The sequence below is a fragment of the Stenotrophomonas sp. YJH_SMC_127 genome, assembly GCF_059372445.1.
The window spans coordinates 1-15501 of the sequence record NZ_JCAFVO010000018.1 but is presented as its reverse complement, the minus strand read 5'-3'; the positions used below and the strand labels follow the sequence as shown (position 1 = coordinate 15501).

Genomic DNA, 15501 nt, shown 5'->3' with positions numbered 1-15501 from the left:
GTGTGCAATAACGCGCACGCAGGACCTCGATCACCTCGTCCAAGCGATTCCACAGATCGCCGTCGGCGAACCCGTGCTCACCGCCGAGAAAATGCATGGCGTCCAGCGGCACGCCCATCGCGGTCAGGACGTGTTCGCTTTCACGCTGGCGACGCCCGATGTCCTGCCCGCCCCAGCCACCATCGGTCATCCATACGCAGCGCACCGTGCGACTATCTGCCAATGCGCGTTCGATCCACGGGAACACACCGAACTCATCGTCCGGATGCGCCAGTAGGAACACCACGGGGCCAATATCAGAACGCATCGAAGTCCAATACGCTGAACAGCACGGCATCGGTGGCGGGCACCTGCATAGGCCCATCCAAGGTGCGGAAGATCAGGTTCAAGGGGCTGCTGCGCAGCCCGGCCGGCAGCTCGAACCAGGCACCATTCAGCGCCCCCATCGAGCGCGGCACCATGCCCAGGTGCAGACGCATGCCCATCCCCGGCGAGCCATACTCGAGCCCCTCCACCGCCTTGGGAAGCGCAGCGAACGCCGACAGCAGCGGCTTGCCGGTTGGCGCATGGGCGAGAACTCCGCCCGCCCTCGATCGAGCCAGCCGGTAGCCACGGTGCGGATTGGCGCACCTCCACTGCAGCGAGGCGCGGTCCCAGTCCCGGCGGAATTGCACGTCCCCCAGGACCGACAAAGCCGGCTCCGGCAGCAGGGCGCCGACCCCGACCTTGGCGTCCAACGGACCCACCAAGGTGAAGCCGAGCTTGCGCAGGAAGCCTGGAGTGGAATTGGCGTTGGCCACGCCATACACGGCGGCCATGCCCTGCTCGGCTCCCGCCGCGTACGTACCCTCAGCGAGTTTGGTGAACAGCCCCTGCCCTTGATAATCGGGATCGGTCGCCGTATTTAGCGACAGCATCACCCGGCAGGCCTGACCGCCCACAATCGCCGCCACCGGAATGCATGCGTAATGTGCGGCCAGGCGATCGCCATCCCACGCATCTAAGCCGATCACCGGGCCGGCCGGATTGCGCACATACAACCACTCCAGATATCCCGCGTCCAGGTGCGTGGCCTGTGGAAAGCACTTGGCGAAAATCGACTGGTAATGGCGAAGCAGTTCCGGTGCCGTACCGGCAGGGCGGATGTCCAAGGGCGTCTCCCGGGCAATTCAACATGTAGCACATGCATACCGGCACCCCCGGCGACGCGAGGCGCTTTTGTCTCGGATTATATAGGCTCAGTCTGGCCTGCGCGGCACCAGCAGGGCCGTAAGCGGCCGCCGCGGTACCGACGCGATGTCGTAGCCCAGGAAGGCCAGCAGGAACTGCAGGCCGGAAACAGCGGCCACCGTGGAGATCATCACCGTGCCCAGTGGGGTGGACACACCGTCTTGGGCCGAGTGCCACCAATGCCAGCCACCGAAGGTGGCTGCCAGCAGCAGGAGGCCCAGCGCAGCGACCAGCTCGAAGGAAGCCAACGACAGGTCACGCAGGAAGTAGTTGTAGCCGATCCGCTTGAAGGTGTTGCGCGCGTGCTTGAAGGCGAACTCACCGAGGATCTTGCCGACCTTCAGTCCGCTTTCCTCATCGCCGTAACGTGCGTCCATCGGAATATCGACCACCACCGCGCGCATGGTATTGAGGCGGAACAGGATGTCCGTCTCAAAGAAATAACGGCGGCTGATCTGGTCCATGGGTAGGTGGCTGGCCACCGAGGTGCTGATGGCGGTGTAGCCGTTGGTGGGATCGAACAGATCCCAGTAGCCGGTGGAGGCCTTGGACATGAAGCTCAGGCCAAGGTTGCCGATTCGGCGCAGCGGCGGCATCTGCTTGATCTGGCGCAGATCCCAAAAGCGGTTGCCCTTGGTGTAGTCGGCTTCGCCACGCAGGATGGGTGCGACGAACTGCGGCAGCAGCGTCGGGTCCATCTGGCCATCGCCATCGACCTTCACCACCACCGACGCTCCGTCGATGATCGCCTGTCGATAGCCGGTCATCACCGCGCCGCCCACGCCCTGGTTGACGGCGTGGCGCAGCACGCGCACGCGGGGATCGGTGACGTTGGCCTCGATGAAATCGCCACTCCGTTCCGGGCACGCATCGTCGACGCAGTAGATCAGCGCTACTTCGCTGCCGATCGCCGCGACCACGCCGGCAATGTGCCTGGTCACCTTGTAGCTGGGAATCACGACGGCGATGCGGGACGGTGCGGAAGGAGAATTCATCGATAAATCCAGTGCTTTGAAATGAAGAAGCTCAGTAGGGCAAGCGCGGCGTCGCCGGCGGGCTTGACCAGCCACGCCCAGCCCAGGCCCGCCTTGTGCCCGACGATCCACACGATCGCTGAACTCAATACGCTCATCGCGATCCAGGTGACCACGAACCGGATCATCTGGTTCCGGCCAAGCCCGCTGCCGCCGGCGAAAGTGTACTTGCCGTTGAGCCAGTACCCGAACGCGGCACCGCCTGCCCGGGACACAAGGTTAGACGGTACCACCCCCAACCCGGCCCAAGACAAGGCGACGAAGAGTGCCCAGTCGACCGCCAGCTGGATGCCGCCCACGAGGCCAAACCTGCCCATCTCCCCGGCCAGTGACCTGAGCGCCTTGACGCTCAGTCGCTGCGACCAGCTGCGCCGTTGTGCGATCTCAAAGACCATGCTTAGCCAACGGTCAACACGCGCGAGGGGCCCAAGGTACAGGCCACGGCCTTCCCAGCGTCACCAATCACGTAGAAGATCTCATACTGCCCCGCCGCCACGCCATCGAGCCGGATACTGGAGGTCAGCCCCGCATTCGACGGCGGCGCGGCGGCGAACTGCGGCGACGCGCTGACGTCAGCGCGATCCGATCGTTCGGCCGCGAAATACACATCCGTACCGCCCGGCGCCAGGCTGTGCAGCCGGATCGCCCCGGCGCGCTGCGCCGTCGCGCCCGTCTCCACTGCCCAGCCCGCGATCCGGATGGCATCGCCTGCAGCGGCACGCCATCCGTTTCCACCGGAAAGGGCGCCTTCCACGACGTCCAGATAGCACACCAGCGACGCATCGGCCGCAGCGCTGGACATCCACGCCGGTACCGTGGCCAGTGCGGCTTTACCCGCCGGCTCGGCCGACGTGGCGGCGCCGTCGGGTGACATACTGGGCGGTGTTTCAGTGGCGCTGCAGCCGGCAAGGCTGGTCAGCAGCAGGGTGATCCACGGCAACGTGCGCATCACGACTCCTTGATCAGTTTGTTGAACAGCTCGATGTGGCCTGCCACCTGGTTCTGCAGGCTGTATCGGGTCGCACGCTCGCGGCCTGCCCGCACCAGTTGCTGTGCATAGGCTCTGTCTTGGGAAATCCGCTCGAGTGCACGGGTCATTTCGGCGGGATCCAACGGATCCTGCAGCAGCAGGCCCGCACCCTCGGCGATCTCCTGCAGCGAGCTGTTGGCCGAGGTGATGACCGGCGTTCCACAGGCCATGGCCTCAACCACGGGCAGGCCGAAACCTTCGTAGAGGGACGGGTACACGAACGCCGTCGCGCGGCTGTAGAGCGCCGGCAGGTCCTGGATGGGCACATAGCCGAGCACCTTGACCTTTGCACCGGCGCTTTTCATTACCTTGCGCAGGTCATCGTTGAGCCAGCCCGACGCCCCCACCACCACCAGGGTTTCCGGGCCGTCGTAGGCCAGCATCGCCTTGAGCAAGGTCATCAGGTTCTTGCGCGGCTCGATGCTGCCCACGTACAGGAAGAACGATTCGGGCAGCTCGTAACGCTGGCTCACGCTGTGCATCTGCGACCTGGATGCCGACTTGAAGGTCGCCGGATCGATTCCACAGTGGATGGTGTGCACGCGGTCTTCGGCAACTTTGTAGTGCTTGAGGAAGTCGCGGCGCGAGTTCTCCGAGACGGCCACGAAGCTTGCACCGGCCTGCACCGCGCGCTCGAAGTTGCTCGAGCACAGGGCAATGTTCTCGGCGGTGTGGTACGCCGGATGCGACAGGAACGTCGTGTCGTGCACCACCATGAGTGCGTTGGCGCCCACGCCAACCGGGAACACGTTGCCGGCGCAATACACCAGGTCCAGCCCGGGGACGAAATGGTCCGGATCCTTGAACGCGGGCAGCGGACCGCGGTACAGCGTCATGCCACTGCCGAGGCGTGTCTGCAGGCCGGACGGCTTGCCGGGCGCGTAGTCGGGATGCACGAAGTCGCCGAACCCAGGCAGCAGCAGGTAATCGCGCGCACGCCCGGTTTCTGCCTGGTATTCGGACAGGCCCTTGGTCAGCATCGCGACGTAGCGGCCCACACCGGACACTTCACCGCCCATGGCGCGTGAAACATCGATGCCGATACGGCTGCGCACCGCAGCGGGCACTTCCGGCAGGCTGGAGCCCTGCGGATTGAGCGCGGCCAGGCGCGCGCGCATGCGTTCAGAGGAGCGCTCCAGCGACCAAAGCTCACTCACGTCACGCGCCGCCTGCTCACCCTTGGCCCGGGTTTCGTCTGGATGCTCGAAGGCATGGCGCAGCAGCGCGACCAGGTGGTCTTCGTCGGGGAGCGCCCACTGGAAGCCATGGTAGTAAGGGCACTTCGCCTCGGCCGGCGTGAGCGACACCTGCAGCGGATAGCTGTTGTCCTCGTCCATGAAGGCCTGCTGGGCACTCCAGTAACTGCCGATCACCGGGATGCCGCAGGCCATTGCCTCCAGTAGCGGCATGCCCCAGCCTTCCCCGCGTGTCGGCAGCACGAAGCAATCTGCCGAGCGGTACAGCTGGGCCACCTGGTAATACGGCACCGATTCGTTGACCGAATACACGATACGGCCGCCATTGGGGTCCAGCTGCAGCCCGCGGATGATGGCCTCCGGGTCGACGCCCGGGTCGCTGTTGGAATACTTGCAGATCAGCACCACCGGGTCGGTACTGCGGAAGGCGCGGTTGAAAGCGCGCAACAGGATTTCCGGCGACTTGCGCTCACCCCACTCGAAGATCGAGAGGAACGTGAAGACGCCATCGATCTTCATGCCGCGGATGCGCGGATTGAAGTGATTGGTGTCAATGAGCGCGAGCGGCATCACCTTCACCGGCACGGTCACGCCGCTGCGCTGGAAGGTCCATTTGTTGAACTCGGTTGGCACCCACAACTCGTTCATCGTGTTGCAGCCGTCCACCCACTCCTTCGGCACGCCGGTGGTCTCCAGCATGGTGTAGCCGATGCGGTATCCCTCGGTCACACGATTGAAGGCATCGGCCTGACCGTAGACCAGCCGCGGCACGTCCGGGCCGGGTGCTTCGCGCTGCTTGATAACTTCCAGCGTATAGACGCCGGTGTTCTGGGCGCGCGATTCGGCGATGGGCAGGACGCTGTCGAGGCCGTACAGGTACTCGTAGGAGACCGATACACCTGCATTGTCCAGGCCACTGGCGATCTGCCGAGCGGTCATCGCATAGCCGACCGGGCGGAAGAAGGTCGAATGCAGGTGCACCTTGTACTGGTAGCGGGCATCGAGCACTTCCTTCCACTTGCCCAGGAAGGTTTCCTTGGACGTGAGGAACATGTCGTTGTGGCTGACCTTGTTGACCGAGGTCGAACCATGCTCGCGGTGGCGGATGGTCAGCGAGCCGCAGTTCATGACCCGGAAGCCGGCGGCGCGCGCCTTGAGGCAGTAGTCGGTGTCTTCGTAGTAGGAGAAGAAGTCTTCGTCCAGGAAGCCCACCGCGTCCATGACCTCACGGCGGATATAGACGCACGCAAACACTACGCCCTCCACTTCCCGGTCGTAGGCGTACTGGTTGATGTCCTTCTCACCCGAGCCCAGCTGCTGCCCCCAGTAGCTGCGGTCAGGGATGTAGGTGCCAGCGTGCTGGAAATCGGCCCCATCCAGGCGTCGGATGCGGCAGCCCACAACACCGACGCGATCTTCGCCGAAGGCAGTGGCCTGCAACTTCTCGATCCAGTGCGGGTCATCGATCTCGGTGTCGTTGTTGAGCAGGATGACGTCGCGATCGGTATCGATCAGGCGCAGCGCTGCGTTATTGCCGCGCACGAAACCCAGGTTGTCGCGGTTGAAGATGGTGGAGATGCCGGCGATCTTGCTCAGGTACTCCACCGTTCCGTCGGTACTGCCGTTGTCGACGACGATCACCTCTACGCGTGAGGTGTCGGTGTGCTTCAGGACACTGGCCAGGCAGGGTTTGGTGTATTCCAGTCCGTTCCAGGTCAGGATCACGACCGAAACTGGGCGCGCCACGCGCATGGGTTCGGCGGGGACGTGAAGTGGGCTGTGCTCATTGCTCATGTCAGTCGACCTTATAGATGCTGCAGGTACCCGTGCCGGGGAGACGGGTTGCATGTGTCACTTGGATGCGCTCATCCGCCAAGACGTAGCGCGCGTTTGCCAGCGTGCGGCCATCCACCACGCCGCCGTCGGGCAGCATGCGCATGGCGACCGGCAGGTAAGGCAGGAAGAAGACGTTGTCGACCAGTTCGCGGCGACCACTGGCCACCACGGCGATGCCACCGGGGTCATGGGCGACCATTTCATGCGCCAGGGCGCCGCAGCGCGCGTCAAACGCGCCGGGGCTGCGGCTGAGCTCGTGCCAGGTGCCGGCGTTGGCCACCGTCAGCCACGTGGCCAGCAGCGCCAGCTGCAGGGTCCGCCGCAGCCAGCCGTCGCGCACAGCGGCGATCGCCAGCACCAGGACCACAAAACCGACCAGCCACCATCGCGTGAACCGGTACCACTGTGCTTCCATGCTGTCCACGGTGGCGCCGAACCAGGGCGAGACATTGAGCTTGAGCACCATCACGAACAGCAACGCGGCGCACAGCACGCTGGCGAGCACGCCCCAGTAGACATGCCAGGCCAGTGCTGATTGTTCGCGGCGCGGACGGGGAACGAACAGCAGGATCAACAGCAGGGGGAAAGAGGAGAAGTAATAGCGGCTGTGCCAGCGTCCAAGCCCGCCCAAGTCGCTGGGCGAGATACCGACGGTGAACACGATCGCCATGCCGATTGCGCCGGCCGTGGCGAGCAGCAGGAACAGGCTGGTCGTGCGCACCTGTGCCGGCGTGCGCTGGTTGCGCCAGGGCAGCAGTATGGCGACGCCCGCAGCCAGTGCCAGCGAGAATGGGATCGACAGGATCGTCAGGTGGCCCAGCAGCAGCCCGGCTGCGCCGTGCAGGTCGGACATGATCGTATGCTGCCAGCCGCCCAGGCGGTTGCCATACATGCCCAGCCCATCGGTAGTCGGCGCCGACAGGCTGACCGTCACCATCTTGAAGACCAGGTAGCTTGACAGCGGCGCCAGCAACCAAGTCGGACGCGTCAAGAATTGACGTAGTGTCCCTTCACGCAGCGCAACGAGTCCCCACGTCATCAACGCCGCCATCAATACGGTGATGCCGTTGAGGCGCACGTTGAGCATCAAGCCGATCCAGACACCGAAGACAATCGGCGCGGTGATCGAGCCGGAACGTTCCAGGCAGCGCACGCCCGCCCAGCAGGCCCAGAGGTAGAGGGGGAAGTACAGCACCTCGGTGACCGCGTAGGCGGAGATGAAGACCCCCGGCAGTGCGATGGCGGCCACCGCGATCACCAAGCTCAGGCGACCATTGAGGAAGCGCCGCGCCATCAGGTAGGTGGGGAACAGCCCAGAGGCAACGATCAACGCATTGATCAACCGTACGCCGGTATAGAACGAATCACCGATCATGAAACTCGGTGCGATCAGATACGGGTACAGCATGTTGGGCAGGTTGGTCGCGTGCTGGATCTGGTCGGGCAGCGGGATGCCGGATCGACCGCCACCGGCCCAGATGCCCGAGGCGATCATCTTGTAGACGTATTCGTCGCCGGACCAGTAAGGCAACAGCTGCGCGGCAACGTACCGAATCAGCGCGGCGCTCAGCCACAGGGCGACCAGCAACGACCACGGAATGTACGCGGCGGCCACCGCGTCATCCTTGCGGGTCCAGTCGGCGACGGCGGCGATCAGCGCCACAGCGGCGGCGAGCAGCAATGCCATCAACAGGTGACCGACCCAGATGCGCCAGGTCGGCACTTCAACCACCCGGATGTCGCTGAGCAGCAGCCCTGGAGGCCCGTCGTAGAAGATGCGCAGCGACACCACGTCCGGCACGTCGTGCCCGACGTCCATGGTGTCCGACCAATGCACGGAGGTCTGGCCCGGCTGGGTGGCGAACGTCCGCTCCTGGGCAGGATTGTCGTAGCCCGGTCCGAACAGGTCCACCACGATGGCAGCGGGCGCCCCCGGGGCGGCATCGACGGAGAACGCGAAGGAATAGCGCTTGTCCGCACGCAGGCGGAATTGTCCGGCGAGCGAATGCGAAGGCTGGCCACCCACGGCGCGGAAGCCCTTACCCTCCACGCGGAAACCGTCCATCTGCACACTTTCGGCCTGCAGTTGCGGAGCGTGGCGGGGGTCGGCCTGAAACATGCCCCACCACCACACCAGCAGCAGGGCCAGCAGCGTGGCCCCCGCCGCCCAAGCCACGGCAGGGAGGCGCGCACCGCGCCGGTCGCTCAGTTCAATACGCTGGTTCAACTTGTCTTCCATTCCCTGCGTTCTCGGGTCCCGTTCAGGCCTGGAGGCGGCGAAGATCCGCGTCCACCATCGAGATGATCAGCTGCTGGAGGCTGGTCTTGGGCGTCCAGCCCAGGACCTTCTGGGCCTTGGCCGGGTTGCCGAGCAGCACGTCCACTTCGGCCGGGCGCAGGAACTTCTCGTCGATGACCACGTGCTGCTGGTAGTCCAGGCCGACGTGGGCGAAGGCGATCTGACACATGTCACGCACGGTGGTGGTGATGCCGGTGGCGATCACGTAGTCATCGGCGTGGTCCTGCTGCAGCATGAGCCACATGGCCTCGACGTAGTCGCCGGCAAAACCCCAATCGCGCTTGGCATCAATGTTGCCGAGGTGCAGCTTGTCCTGCAGGCCCAGCTTGATGCGCGCGACCGCATCGGTCACCTTGCGGGTGACGAATTCGATGCCGCGCAGGGGCGATTCGTGGTTGAACAGGATGCCGCTGGAGGCATGCATGCCGTGGCTTTCGCGGTAGTTGACGGTGGCCCAATGGCCCATCAGCTTGGCGACGCCATACGGGCTGCGCGGGTAGAATGGCGTGCGCTCGTCCTGCATCTCGGCCTGGATCAGTCCGAACATTTCGCTGGTCGATGCTTGGTAGAAACGCGCGTCGGGGCGCACGATCCGCACCGCTTCAAGCATATTGATCACACCGACGCCGTCGAGCTGCGCGGTCAGCACCGGCTGCTGCCAGGAGCTACCGACGAAACTCTGCGCAGCAAGGTTGTATACCTCGGTGGCAGCGGAGAGCTGCATCGCGCGGATCAACGAGGACAGGTCGGAAATATCGCCATCAATCAGCTGGACCTGCTTGTCCACACCCAGCTCGCGCAGGCGCCACAGGGTATCGGTGCTGCGACGGGCCAGCAGGCCGTACACGGTGTAATCCTTCTCCAGCAGCAGCTTGGACAGGTAGGCGCCGTCCTGACCGGTGATGCCAGTAATCAATGCGGATTTGGTGCTCATTGGCTTCTCACTGATTGCAATATGTCGGCGAGCGTCTGATCGAAATCGATGAGTGGACGCCAGCCTGTGTCATGGGTAGTGGCGAAGGGATCGGCCACCATTCGTCGCTGTTCGGAAGGGCGAAGCCGGGTCGCGTCGACCCGGATATCCGCCTGCACCTGCGCCAGCTCAAGCATGCGGCGCAGAATCTGCGCCACTGAACGCTCTACGCCCGACGCAACGATGTAACGGGTCTGATCCTGCCCGTGGGCGAGGATCGCCGCATAGGCGGATACCACGTCGCGTACATCGCTGAAATCGCGCGTTGCGTCGATGTCACCGACATCGATCACTGCAGGTTGCCGTCCCTCCTTGATGGCCATTACCTGATGGGCCAAGGAGGATACAACGAACCGGTTACTCTGCCCCGGTCCAATGTGGTTGAACGGGCGGGCCACCAGCACCTGCGCGGCGGTCCGACGCGACCATTGCAGGCACAGCTCTTCGGCGGCCAGTTTGCTGGACGCATACGGGTTGCCGGGATGAGGCACAGTGGCGGCAGTGACCGGCAGGTCGCGCTCCTCCACCCGGCCGTAGATGTCGCCTGAGCTCACCAGCAGCAGGCGACCGCTGAAACCGGCGGCTTCCAGCGCCTGGATCAGATTGAGGGTACCGATCACGTTGATCTCGTACGTTTCCTTGGGCTCGGCGATGGCGCGTGGCACGAAGCTCTGCGCAGCCAGGTGGATGACGGCATCCGGGCGCTGATCGGCGATGAACGCAGCCAGTGCATCGCCGTCCCGCAGGTCCAGCCCGGTCGGAAGCACGACGGCCGCGCACTGCGGACCGAACCGGCCAGCGGCGATTGCCGCCAGCAGGTGCCCACCGACGAAGCCGGTCGCGCCTGTCACCAGCACCTTCGAAGTCACGGTTCCGACACCGACTTGCGCGCCATGATCGCGTAATCGCGCGATGCGTGGAGCGGCTTGACCAGTGCATTGATGGTGGCCGAACCGGGGATGTCGTCGGCAACGAAGTCGACCTCGGACGTACCACGCGCCTCGAAGAGCGGCTTGATGTCGGACTGCGCGAAGCCACGCGCCTGCACCAGCCAGCGCAGCATCTGCGGCGGCAGCGGGTTGCGATGGGTGGGATCCATGTAGAAGGCCCACTGGGCGACCAGGGCATTTTCCGGATTGGGCGTTTCCACGATCAAGCCGCCGCCCGGCACCAGCACCCGCCGTACTTCATCGAACAGGTCGATCAGCGTACGGAAACTCAGGTGCTCGGCAAGGTGGAACAGCGTCACCATGCCCAATGATGCATCCGGAAGCGTGCGGAGCTTGCTCAGCGCGTCGATGTACTCGACGCTCAGTCCCCTGTTCTCGCATTCCTCCACGAACAGGCTGTTGAGGTCCACGCCAGAGGCATGCAGGCCTTGTTCGCGCAGCATGTCCAACCACTCGCCACGACCGCAGCCAAGATCCAGCACCGGCGCTGACGGGGTACCCGCGCCTACGTCTGTGATAAACTTGATATACGGCTGCAGGCGTTCGCGAATCTCGGCCTGAGGGCCGCGGAACTGATCTTCGAACGCGGCATACAGTTCGTCCAGGTCCGAATCAACCGCCGACGCATCGACCGTCGCGGCGGTGGCCTCGGTACTTGCCACCGGCGGCCGCGGTGCCAGGCGGAAACGCGGCATCGCCTGCAGGGCCGCAAGCTCCTCGGTCATGCGCGGCATAGCCTGCAGCGTGGCGAGCTGTTCGGCCATCTGCTCTGCCAGCACGTTGATGCGCTGCCCGAGCTCATCCACCTGGGTAGTACTGGGCATGCGTTGCAGCGCCTGCTCCTGCGACTCCAGACGCGCAGCCTGTTCGGCCACCACCTGGGAAATGGTGCCCTGGAAGAACTGCAGATCGCCACTGACCGCCGAGATGTGGGTTTCCACGGCGCGCGCATGGCGCGGCAGGCGCACCAGCGCATGCACCCAGTGCAGCATCCAGCCCAGGACCGGGATCCGGCGCCAGGCATGCAGCTTGTACGGGATCAACAGACCATCGATGTGCACCCCGTTGGTATGCCCTTCCGGCGACCAGCGCAGCGCAGCAAGGATCTCGATCTTGCTGGCCGCACCCGAACGCAGCGCCTGGAGATGGCTGCGTGCGTGCTCGTCGGGCGCGCGATGCAGGATCGCTTCGTACGCATGGGTAACGAACGCGAGGTCGTCGTAGCCAAGAAAATCGGCCAGCACATACTCGGTCCGCTTCTTGAAGTCCGCAGTCGGCGGCTTGAAGGCGGGATTCGGCGCCGCGCTGTGGGTTCCCGCTACCACGCTGGTGAGGACAGCCGAAGCCGCCCCCCCCGTGCCGATTTCGCCAACGCCTAGGCGCATGCGCACGCGACGCATGACCTCGTCGGCTGAAATCAAGCTTTCCTGACTGGATGACATCGATGGATCCTCAGATTATCTAGATGCTTGTAGGGTCGAGGCAGGCCGGAGCCTGTGAATTGCGGCATGGTCTGTCACGCGATGGATATCCGGGGGGGTATCCAGCTGGTCCCTATGAAGTACTGCTTGTCCATGTTGGCGACGGAGAATACAAGGGCCATGTCGCGCCATTCATAATTGTGACCAAGATGGTCCTGGGCATCACTGAGCGAAAGTGACACGGAATAGGTCCCGGGCCCAAGCGTGGCGATGAAGTCTGCGCTGAAGGTCAGCGCCTGACCAGCCACCACTCCCGAGACCACCTGCTCGGTATGGTAGGTGTTGGTACCGAAAATGGCCTGCCCGAGACGGTCGCGGATCATGTAGCCGAAGACCAGCTTGTCGATCGGGGCAGCCACTTTCACCCCAACGCGAAGGCTCACGGGCTCACCGACGGCGACATATTCGGTTGCTTCGCCCTTGTCATTGAGCAGTTGCACGGTCTCGATGGCTGCTTCGCCGGTGCCAGAAGAGATCGCAGCAGCGCCGTCCTCGCGCACTGCCACGTTGATCGTGCCCTGCTCTTTCTGCGCGATCAGCGCGTTGTAGTAGTCGATGACCTGCTTGGGATCGGCGTCGAGCAGCAGCCGCCCCCCCTCCAGGAGGATGGCTCGGTCGCACAGCACCTGCACGGCGGTGGGATCGTGCGACACGAACAGCAGGCTGGTGCCCTGCTCGCGGAAGGCCTTGATGCGGTCGAAGCACTTGTGCACGAAGTAGGCGTCACCCACCGACAAGGCTTCGTCGACGATCAGCAGGTCCGGCCTGAATGCGGTAGCCACACTGAACGCCACGCGCATCTGCATGCCGCTGGAATAGGTCCGCACGGGCGCGTCGAAATACTCGCCAATCTCGGCGAAGGCTTCGATGTCATCCATGGCGTCGGCGATCGCCTGCTGCGGATGGCCCATCAATCCGGCGGCGTGGTAGACGTTCTGGCGTCCGGTCAAGTCGAGGTTGAAGCCCATGCCCAGTTCGAGGATCGCCGACACCTTGCCCTTCTGCGTAACACTGCCCTTGCTGGGCTGGGAGGTGCCGGTGATTAGCTTGAGCAGCGTACTCTTGCCGGCGCCGTTCTGCCCCACAATACCCACGCTTTCGCCAGGGCCTACCGCGAAACTGATGTCGCGTAGAACCCAGTGCTGTTCCGCCGGTTTAACCGGCAGGCCGAACCAGGACATGAAACGCATCCACTCGCTGTTCCAGCGCGAGTAGCACTTGCCGACGCCACGTACTTTCAACAGAGAACTCATAGAGCATCCACCAATTCAGCGCTGGACTTGCGGAACATCAACAATGCAACACCTGCCAGCAGGGCCGTGGCCAGCACCAATCCACCCAGCTGGCCCCACAGCGGCGGCTTGCCGTAGACAAGCACGTTCTGATAGCTGGTGACCAGCACATACAGGGGGTTGAACTTGAACCACGCCTGGTAGCGCGCGGGCAGCGCGTTGAGGTTGTAGACCACGGGGGTGAGCCAGAACAGCGCGTTCAGCACCACAGGGATGACCTGACCGAGATCGCGCATGAAGACATTGATCACGCCCAGCAGGGTGCCCAGGCTCATCGCCAAGGCGAGGGTCATCAGCACCAGTACCGGAAGCCAGATCACGTTCGCGTCCGGGAAGTGGCCCAGCGCGGCGAACACACCGAAGATGGCCGCGCAGAGGAGCACGTTGTTCACCAGCATGGTGCCTGCCGCGATGATCGGCAGGCACAGCCGTGGGAACGCCATCTTCTTCATCAGGTTGGCGTTGTCGATGAACAGTGTCAGACACCGCTGAATGGTTTCGGCGAACAACGTCCAGAACAACATGCCGGCCATCAGGTACAGGGCGTAGGCGTACTTGTTGTCCACGCCCGGCAGTTTCGCCGACAGGACCTCGGACAGGATCAGCGCGAAGATCAGCACCTGCGCCAGCGGGTGGATCACCATCCACAGCCCGCCCAGCTTGCTGCGGGTGAACCGCGCCCGAAGATCGTTCTTGATCGACGAGAGGATGAAGAATCGGTAGCTCCAGATGGAGCGCAACACACTGCTCATGGGGTTCCTGCTCCAGACAGACCGCGTCCATCCGGCGACGCCGGCACGGCCAAGGGGGGGGGGCTCTCCAGGTACGCCGCCAGCAACGCACCTGAGCGCTGCAGCGACATGCCATGTTCAATTTCCCGACGCGCCCGCCCGACCCGGTCGGCAACGTCGGCTGGGCGGTCGACCACCTGCTGCATCAACGCGGCCGCGTGCCGGACGTCCGGCTCGGCCCATACCTGGCCTTCGGCGTGTGGATACTCGCCGGTTTTGACAGGCACCAGCGTGTAATCCACCAGCAGGCTGTTGCCTGCATTCATGAAATCCATGTTTCCCGACCAGCCGGTAGCGATGACCGGCTTGCCCAGTCGCATGCACTCGGCCATGCCCAGACCAAGCCCTTCGGCACGATGCAGGGAAACATAAGCATCGCAGTGGCACTGAAGTGCCTGCAGATGCCGCACATCGATCACGTCATCGCGCAGCAGGATGCGGGAGTCGGCACCGGCAAGAGCCAGCAACTGGCGCAGGGCGTCCGGGTTTCGATGGCCATTGCTGGACTTCAACATCAGCACGACGTCCTTGCGCTCCGGCGGAAACGCTGCGCGGAAAGCGTTGATGACGGCGCCGGGATTCTTGCGTGCCACTGCGGAATTGCAGTCGAAGGTGCACAGGAACACGAAAGCGCCGTCGGGTAGGCCGAGGTCGGCGCGCGCAAGGCCGCTGGGCTCGGCGTCCAGCAAGGGGAACGGGATCCGGGTCACAGGCTTGTCAGTCACTGCGCGGAAGGCATCGGCAACGAATTCCGTGGCCACGATGATCTCGTCCACGGCAGCCACCGCCTCACGCCAGGCATCGGGCACGCGCGGCAGCTCCCAGAACCAGCAAGCCACTACTCGCTGTGGCCGCTCCACGTCCCCACGGGCCGCCATCGCTTCGCTGAAGTGGTCCGGATTGACGAATACCAGCGTGGTGGCAAACGCGCCGACGCCGGGCCGCAGGTGCGACACCAGGCTCTGGTCTGCATTGGCGTGAGGGACGGCCACGCGCGAATCCTGCAGGGATACCGGGTAGCCCACGTTCATCAGTGCCTGGCTGTAAGCGCGCGCGCTGACACCCAGCCCGAACTGGCCGCGCAGGTAACCCAACACGTTCACGCCCCGTTTCCACACCGGATCGGGGGGCGGGGAGGACTGCGACGTCGTCGGGTCGGGCAGCGTCCAGGCCGGGCCCTGGGCAAAGCGCAACCCATCGCACAGGCGCTGGTTGCGACGCCGTGATAGCCATTCGCGCAGCGCAACCGGCAGCAGCGAACGGTACAGCCGCACCAGCAAAGGGAGCGCAGGTCCACTCATTCGAGTAGGCCTTCCCGGCGCGTCCACGGCAGCGATGGGAATCTGCACTTCAAGCAGCGAGTGCCTCTTCCAGATCCACCTGCAGATC

13 protein-coding genes are annotated in these 15501 nt (G+C 64.2%); all 13 read right to left on the bottom strand.

The window, feature by feature from the left end; all coding sequences use genetic code 11:
• A partial coding sequence (locus tag AC5QAB_RS20890) for a PIG-L family deacetylase (RefSeq protein ID WP_495233600.1) occupies positions 1–307 on the bottom strand: 307 nt, incomplete at its 3' end.
• Complete coding sequence (locus AC5QAB_RS20885; protein ID WP_329851369.1) at positions 297–1151, bottom strand: GNAT family N-acetyltransferase; 855 nt, start codon at positions 1149–1151, stop codon at positions 297–299. The genes AC5QAB_RS20890 and AC5QAB_RS20885, both read right to left, overlap by 11 nt.
• An 87-nt stretch (positions 1152–1238) precedes the next feature.
• Positions 1239–2225: a glycosyltransferase family 2 protein gene (locus tag AC5QAB_RS20880; RefSeq protein WP_329851367.1), complete on the bottom strand. Its 987-nt coding sequence runs from the start codon at positions 2223–2225 to the stop codon at positions 1239–1241.
• Positions 2222–2659 carry a GtrA family protein gene (locus AC5QAB_RS20875; protein WP_329851365.1) on the bottom strand — a complete coding sequence of 146 codons (438 nt, stop codon included), beginning with the start codon at positions 2657–2659 and terminating at the stop codon, positions 2222–2224. The genes AC5QAB_RS20880 and AC5QAB_RS20875 overlap by 4 nt, the downstream gene beginning before the upstream one ends.
• 2 nt (positions 2660–2661) lie before the next feature.
• Positions 2662–3213, bottom strand: a complete 552-nt coding sequence (locus tag AC5QAB_RS20870) for a hypothetical protein (RefSeq protein ID WP_329851363.1) — start codon at positions 3211–3213, stop codon at positions 2662–2664.
• Complete coding sequence (locus AC5QAB_RS20865) at positions 3213–6236, bottom strand: glycosyltransferase (protein WP_478443236.1); 3024 nt, start codon at positions 6234–6236, stop codon at positions 3213–3215. Before AC5QAB_RS20865 ends, AC5QAB_RS20870 begins: the two co-directional genes overlap by 1 nt.
• A gap of 49 nt (positions 6237–6285) precedes the next feature.
• Positions 6286–8553, bottom strand: coding sequence for an ArnT family glycosyltransferase (locus tag AC5QAB_RS20860; protein WP_329851359.1), 2268 nt, complete (start codon positions 8551–8553; stop codon positions 6286–6288).
• Positions 8554–8587: 34 nt separating this feature from the next.
• On the bottom strand, positions 8588–9559 hold the full coding sequence (locus tag AC5QAB_RS20855; RefSeq protein WP_329851357.1) for a GDP-mannose 4,6-dehydratase: 972 nt from the start codon (positions 9557–9559) through the stop codon (positions 8588–8590).
• Complete coding sequence (locus tag AC5QAB_RS20850) at positions 9556–10467, bottom strand: GDP-mannose 4,6-dehydratase (protein ID WP_329851355.1); 912 nt, start codon at positions 10465–10467, stop codon at positions 9556–9558. The genes AC5QAB_RS20855 and AC5QAB_RS20850 overlap by 4 nt, the downstream gene beginning before the upstream one ends.
• Positions 10464–11990 carry a methyltransferase domain-containing protein gene (locus AC5QAB_RS20845; RefSeq protein ID WP_329853634.1) on the bottom strand — a complete coding sequence of 509 codons (1527 nt, stop codon included), beginning with the start codon at positions 11988–11990 and terminating at the stop codon, positions 10464–10466. The genes AC5QAB_RS20850 and AC5QAB_RS20845 overlap by 4 nt, the downstream gene beginning before the upstream one ends.
• A 74-nt stretch (positions 11991–12064) precedes the next feature.
• Positions 12065–13282, bottom strand: coding sequence for an ABC transporter ATP-binding protein (locus AC5QAB_RS20840; RefSeq protein ID WP_329851351.1), 1218 nt, complete (start codon positions 13280–13282; stop codon positions 12065–12067).
• The gene (locus AC5QAB_RS20835; protein ID WP_329851349.1) at positions 13279–14073 is read right to left on the bottom strand and encodes an ABC transporter permease; all 795 of its coding nucleotides are present in this window, start codon (positions 14071–14073) and stop codon (positions 13279–13281) included. Before AC5QAB_RS20835 ends, AC5QAB_RS20840 begins: the two co-directional genes overlap by 4 nt.
• Positions 14070–15501, bottom strand: a 1432-nt coding sequence (locus tag AC5QAB_RS20830) for a glycosyltransferase (RefSeq protein WP_495233599.1), incomplete at its 5' end; no start/stop codon positions are given. The genes AC5QAB_RS20835 and AC5QAB_RS20830, both read right to left, overlap by 4 nt.

Coding starts and splice junctions, on each gene's coding strand:
- AC5QAB_RS20855 (WP_329851357.1), bottom strand. CDS start 9,559: ATGAGCACCAAATCCGCATTGATTACTGGCATCACCGGTCAGGACGGC.
- AC5QAB_RS20880 (WP_329851367.1), bottom strand. CDS start 2,225: ATGAATTCTCCTTCCGCACCGTCCCGCATCGCCGTCGTGATTCCCAGC.
- AC5QAB_RS20875 (WP_329851365.1), bottom strand. CDS start 2,659: ATGGTCTTTGAGATCGCACAACGGCGCAGCTGGTCGCAGCGACTGAGC.
- AC5QAB_RS20845 (WP_329853634.1), bottom strand. CDS start 11,990: ATGTCATCCAGTCAGGAAAGCTTGATTTCAGCCGACGAGGTCATGCGT.
- AC5QAB_RS20840 (WP_329851351.1), bottom strand. CDS start 13,282: ATGAGTTCTCTGTTGAAAGTACGTGGCGTCGGCAAGTGCTACTCGCGC.
- AC5QAB_RS20870 (WP_329851363.1), bottom strand. CDS start 3,213: ATGCGCACGTTGCCGTGGATCACCCTGCTGCTGACCAGCCTTGCCGGC.
- AC5QAB_RS20835 (WP_329851349.1), bottom strand. CDS start 14,073: ATGAGCAGTGTGTTGCGCTCCATCTGGAGCTACCGATTCTTCATCCTC.